Here is a 20,586-nt window from a genome sequence, read left to right as displayed (position 1 = left end):
TCAAGTTGACAGCAACTGCGGACGGCCGGCTCGACCCTGAGTACGATTCCGAGCCGGTCGCGGTGGGCGACCGCCCACCGGTGCCCGAGGGCCTGAACGGCCACCAGGCACCGGTCGCGGCCACGCCGCTGCCCGCCGCGCACGCCACGCGGTGGGAGACCGACGGAGTACGGCCGGTCCGACAAGCTGATGAACCACCCGACCTACGGCCTGTCGACGGCCCCCCGCCCCCCGCCTCCGCCCGGGAGGCACTGTCCCGGGCCACCACCCACCTGCTCTCGCTGCAGAGCTCCGAGGGATGGTGGAAGGGGGACCTGGAGACCAACGTCACCATGGACGCCGAGGACCTTTTACTGCGCCAGTTCCTCGGCATCCGGGACGAAGAACTGACCAAGGCCACGGCCGAGTGGATCCGCTCCCAGCAGCGGGACGACGGCACCTGGTCCACCTTCTACGGCGGCCCGCCGGAACTCTCCACCACGGTGGAGGCGTACGTCGCGCTCAAGCTCGCCGGGGACGACCCGGCGGCCCCGCACATGCTGGCGGCCGCTCGGCACATCCGCTCGCGCGGCGGCATCGCGGCCACCCGGGTGTTCACCCGGATCTGGCTGGCCCTGTTCGGCTGGTGGCCCTGGGAGCGGCTCCCGGAGATGCCGCCGGAGATCATGTTCCTGCCCAAGTGGCTGCCGCTGAACATCTACGCGTTCGGCTGCTGGGCCAGGCAGACGATCGTACCGCTCACCGTGGTCTCCGCGCACCGCCCGGTCCGCCCCGCCCCCTTCACCCTGACCGAGCTGCACAGCGACCCGGCGAATCCTTTCCCCGAGCGCCCGCTCGCCCCGGCCACCAGCTGGGACGGCCTCTTCGAGCGGCTCGACAAACTGCTGCACGCCTACCACCGGCGGGCCCTGCGCCCCCTGCGCCGGACGGCGCTCGCCCAGGCCGCCCGCTGGATCGTCGAGCGCCAGGAGGCGGACGGCTGCTGGGGCGGCATCCAGCCCCCCGCGGTCTACTCGCTGATCGCCCTCCACCTCCAGGGCTACGAGCTCGAACACCCGGTCATGCAGGCCGGGCTCGCCGCCTTCGACCGCTTCACCGTCCACACCGAGGACGGCCGGCGCTGGCTGGAGGCCTGCCAGTCGCCGGTCTGGGACACCTGCCTGGCCACCATCGCCCTGGTCGACGCCGGAGTCGGCGCCGACCACCCCGCGCTGGTCTCCGCCGTCGACTGGATGATCGGCGAGGAGATCACCCGGCGCGGCGACTGGTCCGTCCAGCGCCCCTCCCTCGCACCCGGCGGCTGGGCCTTCGAGTTCGAGAACGACAACTACCCCGACATCGACGACACCGCCGAGGTGGTCCTCGCGCTGCGCCGGGTCGCCCACCCCGATCCCCAGCGGGTGGCGGGTCCGGTCGAGCGGGCGGTCGACTGGAACCTCGGCATGCAGTCGAGGAACGGCGCCTGGGGCGCGTTCGACGTCGACAACACCAGCGTGCTGCCCAACAAACTGCCCTTCTGCGACTTCGGCGAGGTGGTCGACCCGCCCTCCGCCGACGTCACCGCGCACGTGGTCGAGATGCTCGCCGAGGTCGGCAAGGCGGACGACCCGCGGACCCGCAGGGGCGTGCGCTGGCTGCTGCGCAACCAGGAGGCCGACGGCTCCTGGTTCGGCCGCTGGGGCACCAACTACATCTACGGCACCGGCTCCGTGCTGCCCGCCCTGGTGGCGGCCGGCGTCCCCGAACGGCACCCCGCCATCCGCAAGGCCGTCCGCTGGCTGGAGGACCGTCAGAACACCGACGGCGGCTGGGGCGAGGACATGCGCTCCTACGACGACCCGGCCCAGTGGGCCGGCCGCGGCGACTCCACCGCCTCGCAGACCGCCTGGGCCCTGATGGCGCTGCTGGCGGCCGGCGAGGGCCCGGACGGCCGGGCCAACCCCGTGGTGGAGCGCGGCGTCGACTGGCTGGTCCGCACCCAGCTGCCCGAGGGCACCTGGGACGAACCGCAGTTCACCGGCACCGGGTTCCCCTGGGACTTCTCCATCAACTACCACCTCTACCGGCTGGTCTTCCCGGTCACCGCCCTCGGCCGCTACCTCAACGGCACCCCGGCGGTCGGCGCCGGCGCCGCGCCGGGGATCGGAGCCGCCCGATGACCACCGCCCCGCTCCTGGTGCTCTGCGCGCTCGGCCCCGAGGTCTGGGCGCTGCGCGGCGGCGACTGGACGGGCTCGGCGGGCGGCCCGCCGGTGCTGGTGCGCACCGGCATGGGGCGGCGCCGCGCCGCGCTCGCCGTCCGAGGGCTGCTCACGGCGGCCCCCGGCGGCTACGGCGCCCTGGTGGTGGCCGGTTTCGGCGCGGCGGTGGCACCGGGAATAAGCCCGGGTGACGTCATCGTTGCGAACGGGGTGCGCGATGCCGAAGGCAACTTCTTCGCAATCGATTCCGGCCCGACTCTGACCGAGGCCCTGCAGGCCCGGGGCCTGACCGTCCACACCGGTGTGCACCACACCGCCGACCACGTCGTCCGCGGCCTGGAGCGTACGGCGCTGCACGCCCAGGGCGCCCTCGCCGTCGACATGGAGGCGGCCGGCGTCCTCGCCCTGCTCCAGGAGCTTCGCCCCGCCCCGCCCGCGACGGCCGACGGCACACCGGCCCGCGGCATCCTGCCCGCGGCCGTCCTGCGGGTGGTCGTCGACACCCCCGAGCACGAGCTGCTCCGCCCGGTCACCCTGCCCGCCGGGCTGCGCGCCTGGCGGACGCTGCGCGCGACCGTGCCCGCGCTGGTCGCCTGGCACCGGCAGACGGTCCCGGCAGCCACCGGGCGAGCCCTCGCCCCGCCCCTCGTCCACCCCCACCCGACATCCTCGACGCTCCCCCAGGAGGCGAGCTAGCCATGGCCATGCCGCTGCGCCAGACCGTACGGGTCAGTACCTACCTCATGCAGCAGAAGCTGCTCAAGCGGCGCGAGAAGTTCCCGCTGATCGTCGAGCTGGAGCCGCTGTTCGCCTGCAACCTCGCCTGTGAGGGATGCGGGAAGATCCAGCACCCGGCGGGGGTGCTGAAGCAGCGGATGCCGGTCGCCCAGGCGGTCGGCGCCGTGCTGGAGTCGGGCGCGCCGATGGTCTCGATCGCGGGTGGCGAGCCACTGATGCACCCGCAGATCGACGAGATCGTCCGGCAGCTGGTGGAGCGGCGCAAGTACGTCTTCCTCTGCACCAACGCGCTGCTGATGCGCAAGAAGATGGACAAGTTCAAGCCCTCGCCGTACTTCACCTTCACGGTGCACATCGACGGGCTGCGCGAGCGGCACGACGCCTCGGTGGCCAAGGACGGCACCTTCGACGAGGCGGTGGAGGCGATCAAGGAGGCCAAGCGGCGGGGCTTCCGGGTCACCACCAACAGCACCTTCTTCAACACCGACACCCCGCAGACCATCATCGAGGTGCTCGACTACCTCAACGACGACCTCCAGGTCGACGAGATGATGATCTCCCCGGCCTTCGCCTACGAGAAGGCCCCGGACCAGGAGCACTTCCTCGGTGTCGAGCAGACCAGGGAGCTGTTCCGGAAGACCTTCGCGGGCGGCAACCGCCGCCGCTGGCGCCTCAACCACAGCCCGCTCTTCCTGGACTTCCTGGAGGGCAAGGTGGACTTCGAGTGCACCGCCTGGGGGATCCCCAACTACTCGCTGTTCGGCTGGCAGCGCCCCTGCTACCTGATGTCCGACGGCTACGTCCCCACCTACCGTGAGCTCATCGAGAAGACCGACTGGTCCAAGTACGGCCGCGGCCGCGATCCGCGCTGCGAGAACTGCATGGCGCACTGCGGGTACGAGCCGACGGCCGTGCTCGCCACCATGGGTTCGCTCAAGGAGTCGATCCGGGCGGCGCGGGAGACCATCGCCGCCAACCGCTCGCACTGACTCCGCCGGCCCGGCACGGGCCACCCGTGCCGGGCCGCCGCACCCCGTCGGTCAGCCCAGTCATGAGGTGAAACCATGTCACTGCTGTCCACCATCAAGGGGCCGGCCGACCTCAAACTCCTACCGGCCGCCGATCTCCCCGTACTCGCCGAGGAGATCCGCGAGTTCCTGATCGGCGCGGTCACCCGGACGGGCGGCCACCTCGGTCCGAACCTCGGCGTGGTCGAGCTGACCATCGCGCTGCACCGGGTCTTCGACTCCCCGTACGACCGGATCGTCTGGGACACCGGCCACCAGAGCTACGTCCACAAGCTGCTCACCGGCCGGCAGGACTTCAGTCGGCTCAGATCCAGGGGCGGCCTCTCCGGGTACCCGTCCCGGGCCGAGTCCGAGCACGACCTGGTGGAGAACTCGCACGCGTCCACCGCGCTCGCGTACGCCGACGGGCTGGCCAAGGCCGCCCAGCTGCTCGGCCAGCACGACCGGCGGACGGTCGCCGTGATCGGCGACGGCGCGCTCACCGGCGGCCTCGCCTGGGAGGCGCTCAACAACATCGCCGAGGCACAGGACCGTCCGCTGGTCATCGTCGTCAACGACAACGAGCGCTCCTACGCGAGGACGATCGGCGGCCTCGCGCACCATCTCGCGACCCTGCGCACCACCCGGGGCTACGAGCGGTTCCTGGCGCTCGGCAAGGGCGCGCTGCAGCGCACCCCGCTGGTGGGCCAGCCGATCTTCGACGCGCTGCACGGCGCCAAGAAGGGCTTCAAGGACGCCTTCGCCCCGCAGGGCATGTTCGAGGATCTCGGCCTGAAGTACCTCGGCCCGATCGACGGCCACGACACCGGCGCCGTCGAGCAGGCGCTCCGGCAGGCCGGCGGCTTCGGCGGCCCGGTCATCGTGCACTGCCTGACCGTCAAGGGCCGCGGCTACCGGCCCGCCGAGCAGGACGAGGCCGACCGCTTCCACGCGGTGGGCCCGATCGACCCGTACACCTGCCTGCCCATCTCGCCCAGTTCCGGCGTCTCCTGGACGTCGGTCTTCGGCGCCGAGATGCTCGCCGTGGGCGCCGAGCGGCCGGACGTCGTGGCGATCACCGCCGCGATGCTGCAGCCGGTCGGGCTGGCGAAGTTCGCCCAGGCGTACCCCGAGCGGACCTTCGACGTGGGCATCGCCGAGCAGCACGCCGTCACCAGCGCGGCGGGGCTGGCCACCGGCGGTATGCACCCGGTCGTCGCGGTCTACGCGACCTTCCTCAACCGGGCCTTCGACCAGGTCCTGATGGACGTCGCGCTGCACCGCCTCGGGGTCACCTTCGTGCTCGACCGGGCCGGCGTCACCGGCACCGACGGCGCCTCGCACAACGGCATGTGGGACATGTCGGTCCTGCAGGTCGTCCCGGGCCTGCGACTGGCCGCCCCGCGCGACGCCGACCAGCTCCGCGCCCAGCTGCGCGAGGCCCTGGACGTCGCGGACGCGCCCACGGTGGTGCGCTTCCCGAAGGCCGACACCGGGCCGGCGATCCCCGCCGTGGAGCGGATCGGCGGCGTCGACGTCCTTCAGCGCACCGGGGCGGCGCCGGAGATCCTGCTGGTGGCGGTCGGCACCACCGCCCCCGCCTGCCTGGACGCCGCGGCCCTGCTGGTGGCCGAGGGGTTCACCGCCACCGTCGTCGACCCCCGCTGGGTCAAGCCCGTCGACCCCGCCCTTCCCGTCCTCGCCGCCGCCCACCGGCTGGTGGTCACGGTCGAGGACAACGGCCGGGCCGGCGGCGTCGGCGCCGCCGTCGCCCAGGCCCTGCGGGACGCCGGGGTGGACACCCCGCTGCGGGTCCTCGGTATTCCGCAGGAGTTCCTCGCGCACGCCTCGCGCGGCGAGATCCTGGAGGAGATCGGCCTCACCGGTACCGGGGTGGCCGCCCAGACCGCAGCGATCGCCAAGCACCTGCTGCCGACCCGAGGAGCGAACCAGCGCCATGCCGGCTGACCCCAGCTACGGATCCGACCTCCCGGGCGCACCCCGCGCCGGTACCGCACCGGGCCTCGACCTCGCCGCCCTGCTCGCCGAGCGCGGAGCCGAGCGCTACGAGCTGCACAGCCGCCACCTGAACCCGCAACTGCCGCGGATGCTGCACACCATCGGCTTCGACAAGTCCTACGAGCGCGCCGAGGGGCCCTACTTCTACGACGCCGAGGGCAACGAGTACCTCGACATGCTGGCCGGCTTCGGCGTCTTCGCGCTCGGCCGCCACCACCCGGTGGTGCGGGCCGCCGTCCAGCAGGTGATGGATCTCGACCTGCCGGATCTCACCCGTTTCGACTGCGCCCCGCTGCCCGGCCTGCTGGCCGAGCAGCTGCTCTCCCACACGCCCGGCCTGGACCGGGTGTTCTTCGGCAACAGCGGCACCGAGGCCGTCGAGACGGCGCTCAAGTTCGCCCGGTACGCCACCGGCCGGCGCCGCGTCCTGTACTGCGACCACGCGTTCCACGGGCTCACGGCCGGCTCCCTCTCGGTCAACGGCGAGAGCGGGTTCCGCAAGGGCTTCGACCCGCTGCTGCCGGACACCGCGATTCCGCTCGGCGACCTCGGCGCGCTGGCCCGCGAGCTGCGGAAGGGCGACGTCGCGGCGCTGATCGTGGAGCCGATCCAGGGCAAGGGCGTGCTTGCGCCGCCGCCCGGCTGGCTGCGCGCGGCCCAGGAGCTGCTGCACGAGCACAAGGCGCTGCTGATCTGCGACGAGGTGCAGACGGGCGTCGGCCGCACCGGCGACTTCTTCGCCTACCAGCACGAGGAGGGCGTGCTGCCCGACCTGCTCTGCGCGGCCAAGGCGCTCTCCGGCGGCTACGTGCCGATCGGCGCGACACTCGGCAAGGGGTGGATCTTCGAGAAGGTGTACTCCTCGATGGACCGGGTGCTGGTGCACTCGGCGAGCTTCGGATCCAACGCCCAGGCGATGGCGGCGGGGCTCGCCACCCTGCACGTGATGCGCGAGGAGCGGGTGGTCGAGAACGCCCGCCGGATCGGCGACCTGCTCCGGGAGCGGCTGGCCGCGCTGACCGACAGGTACGAACTGCTCGCCGAGGTCCGGGGGCGGGGCCTGATGATCGGCATCGAGTTCGGCCGGCCCCGCTCGCTGAAACTGCGCACCGGCTGGACGGCGCTGCAGGCCGCCCGCAAGGGCCTGTTCGCCCAGATGGTCGTGGTGCCGCTGCTGCAACGGCACCGGATCCTCACCCAGGTCTCCGGCGACCACCTGGAGGTGATCAAGCTGATCCCGCCGCTGACCATCACCGAGTGGGACGTGGACCGCTTCGTCGACGCCTTCACCGACGTGATGGACGACGCCCACCGGGGCAGCGGTCTGATGTGGGACTTCGGCCGGACGCTGGTCAAGCAGGCGGTCGGCAGCCGCTGAGCCCCGCCGGGGGAGGGCGGCGTTCCCTCCCCCGGGGGGCTCGGGGGAGCATTCGGGGGCGTCGAGGACGGTGTCCGGCCGGGGCGAGTCCGCCGTCCGGACCAGGGCCGGCCGCGGACTCGCCCCGGCCGAGTTCAGAGCGGCGGTTCGACGGTGGTGAAGCAGCCGCCTAGCAGCCGGGCCTCCGGGCTGTCGGGATCCAGCTCACCGTGCTCGGCGATGATCTCCGCGGCATACACCTCGGCGTCGTCCTGCGGTTCGTACCCGAGTGCCCGGGCCGAGGAGAGATCCCACCAGGCACGGGTGTTGGCGCTGATGCCGTTGACCACGGTGTGGCCCACGCCGGGTGCGCTGAGCCCCGCGTGCACCAGCCGGGCGCAGTCGGCGGGGCTGAGCCAGGTCGCGAGCATCCGCGGCGAGCACGGCCGGGCGACGCAGGAGCCGATCCGGATCGAGACCGTCTCCACGCCGTACTTGTCCGCGTACAACGAGGCCAGTCCCTCGCCGAACACCTTGGACAGGCCGTAGAACGTGTCCGGGCGGGGCGGCACGTCACTGCCGATCAGCCCCCCGCCGGTCAGCGGGGTGAAGCCCACGGCGTGGTTGCTGCTGGCGAAGACGACCCGCCGCACGCCCTCCAGGCGGACCGCCTCGTACAGATGGTGCAGGCCCTCGATGTTGCTGCCGAGGATGTTCGCGAAGGAGTCCTCCACGGAGATGCCGCCGAGGTGGACCACGGCGTCCACCCCCCGCACGGCCGCGCGGACGGCCGCCGCGTCCCGCAGGTCGAAGACGACCGCGTCCTCGGCACCGTCGATCGGGTGCAGGTCGGCCGGGCGAAGCCGGTAGCCGTGGCCGGGGAGCAGCTCGCGCAGCAGCGTGCCGACGCCGCCGGCCGCGCCGGTCAGCAGGATGGTCCGGGGCATCAGTACGTCCTGACGGTGTGGGACTTGATGTGGTCGGAATCGAGGTCGTCGCCGAGCGGGGCCGGGTGAGCAGGCGCACCACTCCATGCTCGTCGCTCGCGTCGGGTACGGAGTCCAGGTGCGGTGGTGTCCCGTCGAAGCGCCGGTCGCGGACCTCTCCCGGCCCCGCTGCCGCGCGGGGCCGGGCCGGGACCGGAGGATGGTCCTTCCGGCGGGAGGAACGGGTGGGTTCGCCTTCTCTCGGGGCGGCTCCACGGTCGTGGGGCCGGCGGCGCGGCACAGCGATGTGTGGTGGGTCCGGGGGCCGTGACGGGGCGCGGGCCTGCCGCTCCCTCGTGATACGCCCATGGACAGAGTTCATATGCTTGAACAGCTTAGATATCCCGAGGGGGAGCGTCAACCCCAGTGGACCCACGCATCTTCCCGAATTGGTGAGGCTCTGACGTGATTCGCTGTTCATGGATGTGTATGTGAGTCACAATGATGTATAAACGCTGTCATCGCAGATACCCTGACCCCGGAGAGCGACCGCCATGTCCGAGAACGCCAAGCCCCTCGCCGACCGCCTCGACGGCCTCCTGTTCTTCCCCGTCACCGCCTTCGCGGCCGACGGCAGCGTCGACACCGCCGTGTTCCGGGCCCACATCAGGTCCCGCCTCGATCGCGGCGCGGCCGCCGTCTTCGCCGCCTGCGGCACCGGCGAGTACCACGCGCTGGGCCTGGAGGAGTACGAGCGGGTGGTCGCCGCCGCCGTCGAGGAGGTGGCGGGCGCCGTCCCGGTGGTGGCCGGGGCGGGCCACGGCACCGCGCTCGCCGTCGAGTTCCTCCGGCGCGCCGAAAGCGCCGGCGCCGACGGGGTCCTGGCGTTGCCGCCCTATCTGGTCACCGCGTCCCAGGCCGGCCTGGAGCGGCACTACACCGCGCTCGCGGAGGCCACCGCGCTGGACGTCATCGTCTACGCGCGCGACAACGCGGTGCTCGACCCGGAGACCGTCGTCCGGCTCGCCGCGGTCGACAACATCATCGGCTTCAAGGACGGTGTCGGCGACCTGGACCGGATGCAGCGCATCGTCAGCGCCGTGCGCACCTCCCGCCCCGGGCTGCCCTTGCGCTACTTCAACGGCCTGCCGACCGCCGAGCTCACCGCTCTCGCCTACCGGGGCATCGGCGTCACCCTCTACTCCTCCGCGGCCTTCTGCTTCGTCCCCGACCTCGCGCTCGCCTTCCACAAGGCGCTGGGCAGCGGCGACGACGAGACCGTCAACCGGCTGCTGGACGGCTTCTTCCGGCCGCTGGTCGAACTGCGCAACCAGGGCGCGGGCTACGCGGTCTCGCTGGTCAAGGCCGGTGTCCGGATGGACGGTCTGGACGTCGGCACCGTCCGCTCGCCGCTCACCGAGGCGACCGACGAGCACATCGCCCAACTCGCCGCCCTGATCGAGCGGGCACGCGATCTGATCTGACCGGACGCTCCGGTCGCCGGCCGGCTCCCCGCCGCGCGCCCACCCCGTACGACCGCTGCGCCCCGTACGACCGCTGCGCCACGTCCTCACCCGACGCCACGTCCTCACCCGACGTCCGGTCCTCACGCGGGGCCGTCGACGGCACTCGACGACCGACAGAGCAAGGAGACCCGACCGTGCGCAGCTCCGCCTTCCTCTATCCCTGGGACGTCGTCGGCGACCGGGACGCCCCGGCCCGGCTCGCCGGCCTCGGCGTCCAGCAGATCACCCTCGCCGGTGCCTACCACTCCACCCGCGCGCTCACCCCGCGCCACCCGCGCACCCGGATCGTCACCGCCCGCCACGCCGCCGTCTACTACCCGCCCGACCCGGGCCGGTGGCGCGGCCGGGCACTGCAGCCGTACACACAGAGCTGGGTGCCGGGCGCGGATCCGTTCGACGCGGCGCGTTCGGCACTGGCCGCGGCCGGTCTGGAGGTGCACTCCTGGGTGGTGCTCGCCCACAACTCCCGTCTCGGCGAGGAGAACGAGCGGATCACCGTGGAGAACGCCTACGGCGAGCACTACCCGTGGGCGCCGTGCGTCGCGCAGGCGGAGGTGGTGGAGTACTGCGCGGACCTGGCGGCGGAGGCCGCCGTGCGGCCCGGGGTGGGCGGCGTGGAGCTGGAGGCCTGCGGCTGGTACGGACTCGCGCACCTGCACGCCCACGACAAGATCGCCGGCGTCCCGCTCGGCCCGGTCGGGCAGTACCTGATGTCGCTCTGCTTCTGCGCGGCCTGCGGGCGCGGGTACCGGGCGGCCGGCGCCGATCCGGGCGCACTGCGGGCCGCGGTACGGACCGCTCTGGAGCCGCTGTGGCGCGGTGGTCCCGAGCCCCGCGACGGCGACGAGCCGGCGCGGGCGGCGGAACTGCTCGGCGCCGACCTCGCCGGAGCCGCCCTCGCCCACCGCGTCGCGGCCGCTTTCGCCCTCCAGCGGGCCGTCGTCGAGTCGGTCCGGGCGGCGTCCGCCCCCGGCTTCCGGATCCTGCTGCACGCCGACCCGGGCGTGCACCGCAGCGGATCCAACCCCGGGGTGGACGTGCCCCGCCTGTCGGGGCTGGTGGACGGCCTGGTCGTCCCGGCCGCCCGCGTCGCCGAGGCCGCCGCCGTCGCGCCGGCGGGCGCGGTACTGGCGGCCAACCTCGGCATCGTCGAGGGTGCGGGCGGGGATCCGACGGCGACCCAAGCTCCGCCGGGGTCGAGTGAACTGCGGCTCTACCACGCTGGATTGGCCTCCGACGAGGACCTCCGGCAGCTGACCGCCGCGCTCGGCGCGGCCACCCTCGGCGGCCGGCCGTGAGGCCCCGCCGCCGGCCGCTCCCCCGGTGGGATCCATCGACGGCTCCACCGGCGACCGGGCCTCGACGACCGACCCCCGTCGCCTGGGCCGCCGGGCAGTGGCCGCCGGCGGCGCGGAGCCCCTGGGTGGCTGCGGTGAGCCGGTCACCGAAGTTCACGGACATGAATGGCGGCCGCGCCCGTGGCTGGGCACGGGCGGCGCCGCACGACCCGGTCGACAAGCCCGGCGGGCATCGCGACCGGCGCCCGCCCGGTGGGGCGGCGGGCGGGCGAACGGCGGAGCCCCGGCCGCAAGGTGCGCAGCGCCGCCGGAGGGTGGCGAACCGTCAGAGGTGGCGGGTGGCCAGGGTGAGCCGGTCCCGGGCGTCCAGCAGGGCGTCCCGGATCATCTGCTCCCGGCCGGGCGTCAGCCGGGCGATCGGCACCGACACGCTGACCGCGTCCCGGGCCGGGGTGCGGTACGGGATGGCGGCGCCGAAGCAGCGAAGGCCCAGCGTGTTCTCCTCGCGGTCGATCGCGTAGCCGCGCTCGCGGATCTCGTGCAACTCCTCGATCAGTTTCTCGCGGTCCGTGTGGGTGTGCTCGGTCAGCGGCTCCAGCTCGGCCGGCAGCAGCCGGCGGATCTGCTCGTCGGTGTGTGTGGCGAGCAGGGCCTTGCCGTGCGAGGTGGAGTAGGCGGGCAGCCGCCGTCCGATCCGGGTGAACGGGCGCAGGCTGTGCTGCGACTGCCGGGTGGCCAGGTAGACCACGTTCGTGCCGTCCAGGCGGGCCAGGTGGATGGTCTCGGAGGTGTCGTCGGCCAGGTGGTCCAGCGCCGGACGGGCTGCCGCGACGACCTCGTCCCCGTCGATGTACGAGCTACCGACCAGGAGCGCCCGCACCCCGATGCCGTACCGGGTGCCGGTGGCGTCGGTCTCCACCCAGCCCAGCTCCACCAGGGTGCGCAGCAGCATGTAGAGGCTGCTCTTCGGGTAGCCGGTCTGTTCCTGCACCTCGGCGAGGCTGTGCATGCCGGTGTGCCCGGCGAAGTACTCCAGCAGCTCGACGGTGCGCACGGCGGACTTCACCTGTGCGCCGCCGGCGGCGGCACTGGTCGGCGTGGTCATGCCCTTGACCCCCTCTGTCGCGCGGCGTATCGTCCCGCGAGTTCAAGTAGTTGTATATCGTTCAGCATACTGAACAAACGGGCGTGTGGACAGTTCGGTGCGGACACTACGCCGGGCCCGGCCGGGCCCGCCGCGGCCGCCACCCCGCCACCGCCGTCGACCAGGAGGCTCAGGCCGTGACCAGCGACACCGTACCCGTGACCACCGACGACGCGTTCCCGGCCCCGGTGTGGAGCGTCGACCCGCGCACCGGCGAGCACCGTGCCCGGGTCGGCGTCGAGTCCTCTCCCGCCGACATCGACCGGGCCGTACGAGCCGCCGCCGCGGCCGCCGCCGCGCTGGCCGACCGCCCCCGGCGGGCCGCCCTGCTACGGGCCGCCGCCGACCACCTGGAGCGGGACGCCGCGCAGGTCGTCGCCGTCGCCGACGCCGAGAGCGCCCTCGGCGTTCCCCGGCTCACCGGCGAACTCGCCCGCACGGCCTACCAGTTCCGCGCCTTCGCCGAGATCGTCGACGACGGTGCCTTTCTCGACGTGGTGATCGACCACGCCGACTCCGCGCTCGGGCGACCCGACCTCCGCCGCGCCAACACCCCGCTCGGCGTCGTCGCCGTGTTCGCCGCCGGCAACTTCCCGCTCGCGTTCAGCGTCCCCGGCGGTGACACCGCCAGCGCTCTCGCGGCCGGCTGCCCCGTGGTCGTCAAGGCCCACCCCGGCCACCCCGAGACCGGTGCGCTCTGCGCCCGCCTGCTGCGCGCCGCCGCCGTGTCGGTCGGCCTCCCCGAGGACGTCCTCGCCGTGGTGCACGGATTCGAGGCCGGGGCCGCGCTCGTACGCCACCCGCTCACCGCCGCCGTCGGCTTCACCGGATCGGTCCGGGGCGGGCGGGCGCTGCACGACGTCGCGGCCGCCCGCCCCCGGCCGATCCCGTTCCACGGGGAGCTCGGCAGCCTCAATCCGGTGGTCGTCACCCCTGCCGCGGCGGCCACCATGGCCGACGAGATCGGCGCCGGCCTGGCCGCCTCCTTCACGCTGGGCGGCGGGCAGTTCTGCGTGAAGCCCGGTCTCGTCCTGGTGCCCGCGGGCGACCCCGGCGGGGTCGCGGAGACGCCCGGCGGAGCCCGGAGCAAGCCCGGAGCGCTGGAGGAGGCGGTGGTCGAAGCAGCCGGCCGGGTCGCCGCCACCCCGCTGCTGGACGCGCGGATGCGCGCGGCCTTCCTGGCCGGTGTCCGGGAGCGGACCGCGCTCCCCGGCGTGGCCGAGCTGCTGGCGGCGGGCGAGGAGCCGACCGCGGGCGCTCCGCTCGCCGTACGCCCCGGCGTACTCGCGGTGCCGGCCGCGCTGCTCGCCGAGGACGGCCCGCACGACCTGTTGCTGGAGGAGTGCTTCGGCCCGGTCACCGTCCTCGCCCACTACCGCGACCAGGCCGAGCTGGAGGCGGTGCTCGCCCGACTGGACGGGAACCTCACCGCGACCGTCCGGTTCGCCGCCGACGAGAACGGCGAGGACGCGGCCGGGCTGCTGCGCCGGCTGATCCCGCTGGCGGGCCGGATCGTGGTGGACGGCTGGCCCACCGGCGTCGCCGTCGCCCCCGCGATGCACCACGGCGGGCCCTACCCGGCCGCGACCTCGGTGGCCACCTCGGTCGGCGCCGGCGCGATCGGGCGCTGGCTGCGCCCGGTCAGCTACCAGGGCGTGCCGCAGGAACTCCTGCCACCCGAACTGCGGGACGGGAACCCGCTCGGCGTTCCGCGCCGGGTGGACGGCCGGCCCGAGGGACTGCCGGGGGAGGCCCCCGGCTGACCCCGGGGCTCCCGCGGTCGCGCGAGCATCGAGCGGCCGCGGGGCCGCGGGGCCGCGGGGGGCCGTGGGGGCCGTCAGAGTTCGGTCTGCCGGCGCCGCAGTACGACCCAGAGGTCCACCAGCGCGAACAGCGTCAGCGCGCCGCAGGCGATCGCGAACCCGATCAGCGTCCCGCGACCGGGCACGTCGGTGGCGGTGGCGCGCGCGGCGAACACCGCGAAGCCCGCCGTGCAGAGCGCGAAGAACGGCGTGAAGGTGAGCGAGAGCAGCAGCCGCAGTTTCAGGTCGCTCCGGGCGGTGGCGGGTTCGGTGCCGCTGCGCCATCGGCGCGGGGTCGTCGCACGCACGACGCTCGCCTCCTCCCGGCCGTCTCCGGTCTACCGTTCCAGGGTACGCCCGGCGGTGCTCCCGAAGGCCCCGGCGCCCGCGCGGTCAGCGCGGCGAACCGGGAGCTCGACCAGCAGCGCGACCAGGAGGGGGCGGCCATGCCGAGCGGTGGGACGGACGACTTCCCCGGGCTGCCGGTGGGGGCCGCGCGGCGGCTGGCCGACGAGCGCGGCTGGCGCGTCGTGCGGGTGCTGGCACCGGGCGCCATGATGACCATGGACCACCGTGAGGGACGGCTGAACCTCCTGGTCCGCGACGGGGTGGTGGAGCGCGGCTGGGAGGGCTGAGCCCCTCCCAGCGGACGGGTCTAGCGCTCCGCTCCCGCCCGCTCCACGCCCGTTCGCGCAGCCCCGCTCCACTGCGTCCCGCTCCGCTCGGCGGAGCCGCGCCCGCCGATCCGCCCGGCTTCGGCCGCCGCGGCCCCGGTCGGGTCGGGATCCGACCGGTACGGTTCGCCCCCGCCCGCCCGTGCTCGCCGGACCGGGGCCGGCCGGAGGGACACCAGTGCGTCCCGGCCCCTCCCGTCGGGGGCCGCCGGAGGCAGCCGCGCCGAGCCGGCGTCCGCGGGCGTACGTCGCCGAGCCTCGCGTCGTTCGGCGATCCGCGCGGCGGTCAGGGCGAGCAGTGGTTCGGCCAGCGGCAGGGCCAGCAGGACCAGCAGGCCGGCCGCCCAGCCCGCGAGGACGTCGCTCACCCAGTGCGTGCCCAGGTAGACGGTGGTGAGCCCGATCGAGCAGGCGGTGACGCCGGCCAGGACGGCGCCCGTCCGCCGCCAGCGTGTCGCGAGGTAGGCCAGTACACCCCAGGTCACCACGGCGTTGGCCGTGTGGCCGGAGGGGAACACCGTGCCGCCGGAGAAGAGTTCGGCGGAGCCGACGTAGTGGGCGTAGTGCGGACCGAGCCGGCCGGTGACGATCTTCACGGTGCCGACCGTGACGTTGAGCAGCAGCAGCGCAGTGCCCATCACGAGCAGGGGACGCAGGCTGTGCATCCGGTGCGCGCGCCAGCCGAGCCAGCAGAAGGCCGCGATCGCGGACGGCCCGCGCTGGCCGGCCACCACCCAGGTGCTGAGCAGCGGTTCCAGCTCCGGCCAGCGCCGGTAGGGCCGGGCGAGCCGGGCCCACCAGTCCAGGTCCACCAGCGTGGTGTCGAGCAGCACCCCGGCGATCACGAGCAGGTAGGCCAGCACGGTCAGGCCGAGCAGGACGGCCTGTGAGCGGCTCAGCGGCGGCCAGCTGGAATAGGCGGCCGATCCCTGGCGGGGCCGTGGCCGGCTCGGTGGCGGTGGTGATTCGATCTGGTCTCGCACGGAATGGAGATTACCCGTGCGGAGAATTCACCAGACCCGTTCCGTCGGGAAAGATCGCAGGTCACGGTTCTACTGGGCGAGATTGTCGCCAGATATTCGAGGCTGCCGATATTTCGTTCGCCGATGTCGGATTTCTTTCGGGATGGTGTTCATGAATGGCGGTCCGTCGAATGGGCGGACGAGGGGTGGAAGGACGGTCCCGGTCGTGGGCGGAGCCGGGTCGGGATCGCCGCGATGGCCCGGTCGGCGGGCAGGACGGCCTCTGCCTCCAGCTCGGCGGGAGCGATGTCGGCGGGAGCGATCTCGGCGGCGGTGGCGAAGGTCGTCACGGCGGCGACGAGCCGTAGCGGGCCGTGCCGGGAGGGCGGCTCCATCGGCGCGGCGGAACCGGGCGGAGCCACGGACGGTGGGCGGGCGGGGCGATGGGCGCCGAGTCCGGGGCAGCGCGCGGTACTCGCCATTCCTGACCGGGAATTGCCGCTCCACCGGGCACCGACCAGGCTGGCCGGTATGGACGATGACGTGCGCATGGGCGTGGTACTGCCGACCGGCCGGGCACAGTGGGGTGAGAACGCCGACCCGCGCGGGCTGCTGGACCTCGCGACCCGGGCCGAGGCGCTCGGCTTCGACTCGCTCTGGGTGGGGGACACCCTGCTGCGGCCGGTGCTCGAACCGCTGGCCGTGCTCGGTGCGGTGGCCGCGCGGACCGAGCGGATCACCCTCGGCACGGCGGCCCTGCTGCCCGCACTGCGCCGCCCGGTGGCGACGGCGCAGGCACTCGCCTCGCTGGACCTGCTGTCGGGGGGCCGGTTGGTGGTGACGGTCGGCGCCGGCTTCCCGAAGCGCTCCGAGCGGGAGTACGCGATCTCCGAGGTGCCGTGGCCTCGCCGCTTCGCCCGGCTCGACGACACCGTCGCACTCTGGCGCCACCTCTGGACCTCGCCCGACCCGTCCGCGTTCCACGGGGCGGTGCTGCATCTCGACGATCTGCCCGAGGGGTTGACCCCGTACCGGCCGGGCGGTCCGCCGCTCTGGCTCGGCGGCGCGACCCCGGCGGCGCTGGAGCGGACCGGCCGGCTGTACGACGGCTGGCTGCCGTACCCGCCCGATCCGCAGGACTACGCACCCGGTCTCGCGGCGGCCCGCGAGGCGGCCGCGGCCGCGGGCCGGGAGCCGGCCGCGATCACCCCGGCGCTCTACACCACGCTGCTGGTCGCACCCGATCCGGCCGCCGGCCGGCTGGGGCTGGACACCTACTGCCGGGCGAGTTACGGCCTTCCGCTGGAGGTGATCGAGACGATCCAGACCCTGGTGGCCGGCCCGGTCGAGCACATCGCCCGGATCCTGGAGGGCTACCTGTCGGCGGGGGCGCGGCACCTGGTCTGCCGGATCGGCGCGGGCGACCTGCGCGCGCAGCACGGCCAGCTGGAGCAGCTCGCCGAGCTGCTTCCCCTCCTGCGCCGGCGCCGCTGACCCGGGTACGGCGGGGCGGCCCAAGCCTCTCGGCACCGGTGGACCGGCACTCCGTCACCGGTGGCCCCGCCGCGCGGCCCGTGATCGCCGTCGGCCGCGCGGCCCGTGATCGCCGTCGGCCACGGGGGCAGGACGGTGCGGCCCAAGGCAGGACGGTGCGGCCCAAGGCGTGCGGCCCGGGGCCGGAACGGCGGAGCGCCCCCGGGCCCGGCAATCGGTCCAGGGGTGCTCGGCGGGGCCGTGACGATCAGTCGAGCGGTCCGCCCGCGACATAGATGACCTGGCCGGAGACGAAGCCTGCGCCCTCACCCGCGAGGAAGGAGATGGTGTTGGCGATGTCCTCGGGGACGCCGACCCGGTTGACCGGGATCTGGGTCGCGGCGGCCTCCTTGAAGGCCTCGAACTCCATGCCGATCCGGGCGGCGGTGGCGGCGGTCATCTCGGTGGCGATGAAACCGGGGGCGACGGCGTTGGCGGTGATGCCGAACTTGCCGAGCTCGATGGCCAGGGTCTTGGTGAAGCCCTGCAGACCGGCCTTGGCGGCCGAGTAGTTGGCCTGGCCGCGGTTGCCCTGGGCGGAGGAGGAGGAGAGGTTGACGATCCGGCCGAACCCGGCGTCCACCATGTGCTTCTGCACCGCGCGGGACATCAGGAAGGCGCCCCGCAGGTGCACGTTCATCACGGTGTCCCAGTCGGACTCGGACATCTTGAACAGCAGGTTGTCGCGCAGGACACCGGCGTTGTTGACCAGGACGACCGGGGCGCCGAGCTCGGCCGCGATCCGGTCGACGGCGGCCTGGACCTGCTCGGCGTCCGAGACGTCCGCGCCGACGGCGAGGGCACGTCCGCCGGCCGCGACGATCCGGTCGACCGTGTCCTTGCCCGCTGCCTCCTCCAGGTCGACCACGGCGACGGCGTATCCGTCGGCCGCCAGTCGGAGGGCGGTGGCGGCGCCGATGCCGCGGGCGGCGCCGGTGACGACCGCGACCCTGGCGGCTGTGCTCTGCTCGGTCATGCTGGGGCTCGTCTCTCTCGTGGGGTGGCGGGCCGGAAATCGCGCGGGGGCGTCGGCCGGTCCGGAGGGTGGCGTTGAGAGCGCTTCGCGGACACCTTACCGACGAGTAGCCAGTGGGGCCAGAGGACAGAGCCGCAGGTGACCGAGGGTAAGGACCGACCGGTCGGCTTTCTGCTGTGAACGGGTGAACGAGGGCCGGCGGGGCGTGTAAATATGCCAAGTTCATGGAAGTTGCGTCTACTATCGGCCCCCGTCTGCCAGCAGGGGCTTGGCGTTTGTATAGTGTGCGCCAGCAGCCACCGGCTGCACGGCTGGCGCGCCCTCCCTCACAGCGGGACGCCCACACGCCGTTACTGCCCCACCCGGGTGTCCCACACACACCGGGTGTGACATCGGGACGGATACATGGTGCTGGGGGAGATCCCGACGACCCGAGTGTCCGCGCGACTGCAGCAGTCGCCCGGCCACCTCATCCGCGTTGCACAGCAGGTTCACACCAGGCTGTGGTCCGAGCACGTCGGCGCCGACCTCACGGCTCCGCAGTTCGCCGTGCTGCTGGTCCTCGCCCTCGAACCGGGCGCCGACCAGCGCACGGTCGGGGAGCGGGCATCGCTCGACAAGGCGACGATGGCCGAAATGGTCGCGCGTCTGGTCCGACGGGGGCTGGTGCTGCGGCGCCGGGATCCCGCGGACGGCCGGCGCAAGTTGCTGGCACTCTCTCAGAACGGCGCGCAGGCGGTTCGCGAGGCCACCGGCGGAGTGGTCCGTGTGCAGCGGACGCTCTTCGAGCCGCTGACGCCCGAGGAGCAGCTCGAAATCGTTCGGGTGATGGCGCGGATAGCCCGGCTGGAGCCGGCCGCCGTCGCCGTCATCACCGACGCCCGTCCGATACTGGACGCCCAGCGGGCGATCGGCTATCTGATCCGGGTCGGCCAGCAGGTGCACACCAAGCTCTGGACCGAGCACGTCGGCTCCGAGCTGACGGCGCCTCAGTACGCGGTGCTCGACGCCCTGGAGTCGGAGCCGGGCGCCGACCAGCGCACGGTCGGCGAGCTCGCCTCGCTGGACAAGGCGACGATGGCCGAGATGGTCAGCCGTCTGGTCCGCCGGGGCCTGGTGCTGCGTCGCCGCGACCCCTCGGACGGCCGCCGCAACCTGCTCTCGCTCTCCTCGGCCGGCCAGGATCTGCTGCACCGCTCGGCCGCCGGCGTGCGGCAGGTGCAGCTGCTGCTGCTCTCGCCGCTGGAGGAGCACGAGCACGAGGCGGCCCTCGCACTGCTCGCCAAGGCGGCGCGTCTGTAGACCAGCCAAAACGATTCGCCTCGGAACCGAAGGCCGTCGCCCCGTTCGGGGCGACGGCCTTCGGCGCAGATCACGAGCGGCTGCGGCGGGAGGCTCGGCACGAGGTCGTTCACCGGCACGTCCGCGCCGACCGGCCTCAGTTCCAGTCGAAGCCCTGCGGGTCCGGGCCCAGCCGCTCGCCGGTCTCCACGGCGGCGACCGCCGCGAGATCTTCGGCGTCCAGCTCGAAGCCGGTCACGTCCAGGTTCTCCCTGATCCGCGACGGGGTCACGGACTTGGGGATCGCGATCACGCCGCTCTGCAGGTGCCAGCGCAGCACCACCTGGGCGACGGTCCGGCCGTGCTTCTCGGCGATCTTCACCAGCGCGGGCTCGCTCAGCAGGCCCTTGCCCTGGCCGAGCGGGCTCCACGCCTCGGTGGCGATGCCGTGCTCGGCGTGGAAGGCGCGCAGCTCGCGCTGCGGGAAGTGCGGGTGCAGCTCGACCTGGTTGAGGACCGGCACCACCGAGGACTCCGCCAGCAGGCGGGTCAGCTGCTCGGGGCCGAAGTTCGACACGCCGACCGACTTCACCCGGCCGTCGGCGAGCAACTGCTCGAACGCCTTCCAGACGTTCGGGTAGCTGCCGTGCATCGGCCGCGGCCAGTGGATCAGGTAGAGATCCACGTAGTCCAGGCCCAGCTTGCCCAGCGACTCGTCGAAGGCCCGGAGCACGGCGTCGCGGCCCTGCTCGCCCGTCCAGTCGGCGGTGCCGGAGTTCCAGAGCTTGGTGGTGACGAAGAGATCCTCACGGGCGACGCCGCCCGCCAGGGCCTCGGCGAGCGCCTGGCCGGTGCCGGCCTCGTTCTCGTAGATCGCGGCGGTGTCGATGGAGCGGTAGCCCGCCTCGACGGCGCTGCGCACCGCGGTGGTGGCCTCGGCGTCCGGGACCTGCCAGACGCCGAAACCGAGCTGCGGGATCCGGACCCCGTTGTTGAGGGTGACGGTGGGGATGGTGCTCACGGGAAGGGGTGCCCTCCTGGTCGTCCAATGCTTCCGGACGTGCCAACCCCACAGGTGGTGCCGATGTTCCCGCCGGTCGAAGGTTTGTCCGGCCCCGGTGACCGGCCGGAAAACCTGTTGCG

At 73.5% G+C, this 20,586-nt stretch carries 18 protein-coding genes; 11 read left to right on the top strand and 7 right to left on the bottom strand.

All coding sequences use genetic code 11. The features are described from left to right. Positions 1–5: 5 nt before the first annotated feature. From shc to OG823_RS05920, 5 genes are all read left to right on the top strand, one after another. Complete coding sequence (gene shc, locus OG823_RS05940; protein ID WP_371478111.1) at positions 6–2,159, top strand: squalene--hopene cyclase; 2,154 nt, start codon at positions 6–8, stop codon at positions 2,157–2,159. Continuing rightward, positions 2,156–2,896, top strand: a complete 741-nt coding sequence (locus OG823_RS05935) for a 1-hydroxy-2-methyl-2-butenyl 4-diphosphate reductase (RefSeq protein WP_371478109.1) — start codon at positions 2,156–2,158, stop codon at positions 2,894–2,896. The genes shc and OG823_RS05935 overlap by 4 nt, the downstream gene beginning before the upstream one ends. Before the next feature lie 2 nt (positions 2,897–2,898). Beyond that, positions 2,899–3,927 (top strand): adenosyl-hopene transferase HpnH, encoded by a 1,029-nt coding sequence (gene hpnH, locus OG823_RS05930; protein WP_371478108.1) that lies wholly within the window; start codon positions 2,899–2,901, stop codon positions 3,925–3,927. A 75-nt stretch (positions 3,928–4,002) separates the two neighbouring features. Next, the gene (gene dxs, locus OG823_RS05925) at positions 4,003–5,913 is read left to right on the top strand and encodes a 1-deoxy-D-xylulose-5-phosphate synthase (RefSeq protein WP_371478107.1); all 1,911 of its coding nucleotides are present in this window, start codon (positions 4,003–4,005) and stop codon (positions 5,911–5,913) included. Then, positions 5,903–7,342, top strand: a complete 1,440-nt coding sequence (locus tag OG823_RS05920) for an aspartate aminotransferase family protein (RefSeq protein WP_371478106.1) — start codon at positions 5,903–5,905, stop codon at positions 7,340–7,342. Before dxs ends, OG823_RS05920 begins: the two co-directional genes overlap by 11 nt. A gap of 134 nt (positions 7,343–7,476) precedes the next feature. On the opposite strand, the gene OG823_RS05915 is transcribed toward OG823_RS05920, so the two are convergent. Then, positions 7,477–8,268, bottom strand: a complete 792-nt coding sequence (locus tag OG823_RS05915; RefSeq protein WP_371478105.1) for an NAD-dependent epimerase/dehydratase family protein — start codon at positions 8,266–8,268, stop codon at positions 7,477–7,479. Between the two features lie 533 nt (positions 8,269–8,801). On the opposite strand from OG823_RS05915, the gene OG823_RS05910 reads away from it, so the two are divergent. Together OG823_RS05910 and OG823_RS05905 are read left to right on the top strand one after the other, a co-directional pair. Then, entirely contained in the window at positions 8,802–9,731 is a 930-nt protein-coding gene (locus tag OG823_RS05910) for a 5-dehydro-4-deoxyglucarate dehydratase (protein ID WP_371478104.1), read from the top strand. Positions 9,732–9,907: 176 nt separating this feature from the next. Next, a complete protein-coding gene (locus OG823_RS05905) occupies positions 9,908–11,071 on the top strand; it encodes a hypothetical protein (protein WP_371478103.1) in 1,164 nt (387 codons plus the stop codon). A gap of 325 nt (positions 11,072–11,396) precedes the next feature. On the opposite strand, the gene OG823_RS05900 is transcribed toward OG823_RS05905, so the two are convergent. Then, positions 11,397–12,176 (bottom strand): IclR family transcriptional regulator, encoded by a 780-nt coding sequence (locus OG823_RS05900; protein WP_371478101.1) that lies wholly within the window; start codon positions 12,174–12,176, stop codon positions 11,397–11,399. A 176-nt stretch (positions 12,177–12,352) separates the two neighbouring features. Here OG823_RS05900 and OG823_RS05895 point away from each other — a divergent pair, with 176 nt between their 5' ends. Beyond that, positions 12,353–13,978, top strand: coding sequence for an aldehyde dehydrogenase family protein (locus OG823_RS05895; protein ID WP_371478100.1), 1,626 nt, complete (start codon positions 12,353–12,355; stop codon positions 13,976–13,978). 74 nt (positions 13,979–14,052) lie between these two features. Here the strand turns inward: OG823_RS05895 and OG823_RS05890 are convergent, their stop codons facing one another. Beyond that, positions 14,053–14,325, bottom strand: coding sequence for a DUF6343 family protein (locus tag OG823_RS05890; protein WP_371478099.1), 273 nt, complete (start codon positions 14,323–14,325; stop codon positions 14,053–14,055). Positions 14,326–14,463: 138 nt separating this feature from the next. Here OG823_RS05890 and OG823_RS05885 point away from each other — a divergent pair, with 138 nt between their 5' ends. Continuing rightward, on the top strand, positions 14,464–14,652 hold the full coding sequence (locus OG823_RS05885) for an I78 family peptidase inhibitor (RefSeq protein ID WP_371478098.1): 189 nt from the start codon (positions 14,464–14,466) through the stop codon (positions 14,650–14,652). A 20-nt stretch (positions 14,653–14,672) separates the two neighbouring features. On the opposite strand, the gene OG823_RS05880 is transcribed toward OG823_RS05885, so the two are convergent. Both OG823_RS05880 and OG823_RS05875 read right to left on the bottom strand, forming a co-directional pair. After that, positions 14,673–15,674, bottom strand: coding sequence for a phosphatase PAP2 family protein (locus OG823_RS05880; protein ID WP_371478097.1), 1,002 nt, complete (start codon positions 15,672–15,674; stop codon positions 14,673–14,675). A gap of 149 nt (positions 15,675–15,823) precedes the next feature. Next, positions 15,824–16,048 carry a hypothetical protein gene (locus OG823_RS05875; protein ID WP_371478095.1) on the bottom strand — a complete coding sequence of 75 codons (225 nt, stop codon included), beginning with the start codon at positions 16,046–16,048 and terminating at the stop codon, positions 15,824–15,826. A 136-nt stretch (positions 16,049–16,184) separates the two neighbouring features. Here OG823_RS05875 and OG823_RS05870 point away from each other — a divergent pair, with 136 nt between their 5' ends. After that, a complete protein-coding gene (locus tag OG823_RS05870) occupies positions 16,185–17,147 on the top strand; it encodes an LLM class flavin-dependent oxidoreductase (protein ID WP_371478094.1) in 963 nt (320 codons plus the stop codon). Between the two features lie 247 nt (positions 17,148–17,394). Here OG823_RS05870 and fabG read toward each other — a convergent pair whose 3' ends face one another. Further along, a complete protein-coding gene (gene fabG, locus OG823_RS05865; RefSeq protein WP_371478092.1) occupies positions 17,395–18,162 on the bottom strand; it encodes a 3-oxoacyl-ACP reductase FabG in 768 nt (255 codons plus the stop codon). A gap of 405 nt (positions 18,163–18,567) precedes the next feature. On the opposite strand from fabG, the gene OG823_RS05860 reads away from it, so the two are divergent. Next, positions 18,568–19,464: a MarR family transcriptional regulator gene (locus OG823_RS05860; protein WP_371478091.1), complete on the top strand. Its 897-nt coding sequence runs from the start codon at positions 18,568–18,570 to the stop codon at positions 19,462–19,464. Between the two features lie 136 nt (positions 19,465–19,600). Here the strand turns inward: OG823_RS05860 and OG823_RS05855 are convergent, their stop codons facing one another. Next, complete coding sequence (locus OG823_RS05855) at positions 19,601–20,464, bottom strand: aldo/keto reductase (RefSeq protein ID WP_371478089.1); 864 nt, start codon at positions 20,462–20,464, stop codon at positions 19,601–19,603. Positions 20,465–20,586 lie beyond the last annotated feature (122 nt).

This window comes from Kitasatospora sp. NBC_00315 (genome assembly GCF_041435095.1).
Lineage (GTDB): Bacteria > Actinomycetota > Actinomycetes > Streptomycetales > Streptomycetaceae > Kitasatospora.
Note: the sequence above shows the minus strand (reverse complement) of the source record. Positions and strands in the feature narration are given on the sequence as shown.

Bases quoted from the DNA above. Each gene is read 5' to 3' on its own strand.
- fabG (WP_371478092.1), bottom strand. From the start codon at position 18,162: ATGACCGAGCAGAGCACAGCCGCCAGGGTCGCGGTCGTCACCGGCGCC.
- OG823_RS05920 (WP_371478106.1), top strand. From the start codon at position 5,903: ATGCCGGCTGACCCCAGCTACGGATCCGACCTCCCGGGCGCACCCCGC.
- OG823_RS05885 (WP_371478098.1), top strand. From the start codon at position 14,464: ATGCCGAGCGGTGGGACGGACGACTTCCCCGGGCTGCCGGTGGGGGCC.
- OG823_RS05870 (WP_371478094.1), top strand. From the start codon at position 16,185: ATGGACGATGACGTGCGCATGGGCGTGGTACTGCCGACCGGCCGGGCA.
- dxs (WP_371478107.1), top strand. From the start codon at position 4,003: ATGTCACTGCTGTCCACCATCAAGGGGCCGGCCGACCTCAAACTCCTA.
- OG823_RS05935 (WP_371478109.1), top strand. From the start codon at position 2,156: ATGACCACCGCCCCGCTCCTGGTGCTCTGCGCGCTCGGCCCCGAGGTC.
- OG823_RS05915 (WP_371478105.1), bottom strand. From the start codon at position 8,268: ATGCCCCGGACCATCCTGCTGACCGGCGCGGCCGGCGGCGTCGGCACG.
- hpnH (WP_371478108.1), top strand. From the start codon at position 2,899: ATGGCCATGCCGCTGCGCCAGACCGTACGGGTCAGTACCTACCTCATG.
- OG823_RS05900 (WP_371478101.1), bottom strand. From the start codon at position 12,176: ATGACCACGCCGACCAGTGCCGCCGCCGGCGGCGCACAGGTGAAGTCC.
- OG823_RS05875 (WP_371478095.1), bottom strand. From the start codon at position 16,048: ATGGAGCCGCCCTCCCGGCACGGCCCGCTACGGCTCGTCGCCGCCGTG.
- OG823_RS05860 (WP_371478091.1), top strand. From the start codon at position 18,568: ATGGTGCTGGGGGAGATCCCGACGACCCGAGTGTCCGCGCGACTGCAG.
- OG823_RS05910 (WP_371478104.1), top strand. From the start codon at position 8,802: ATGTCCGAGAACGCCAAGCCCCTCGCCGACCGCCTCGACGGCCTCCTG.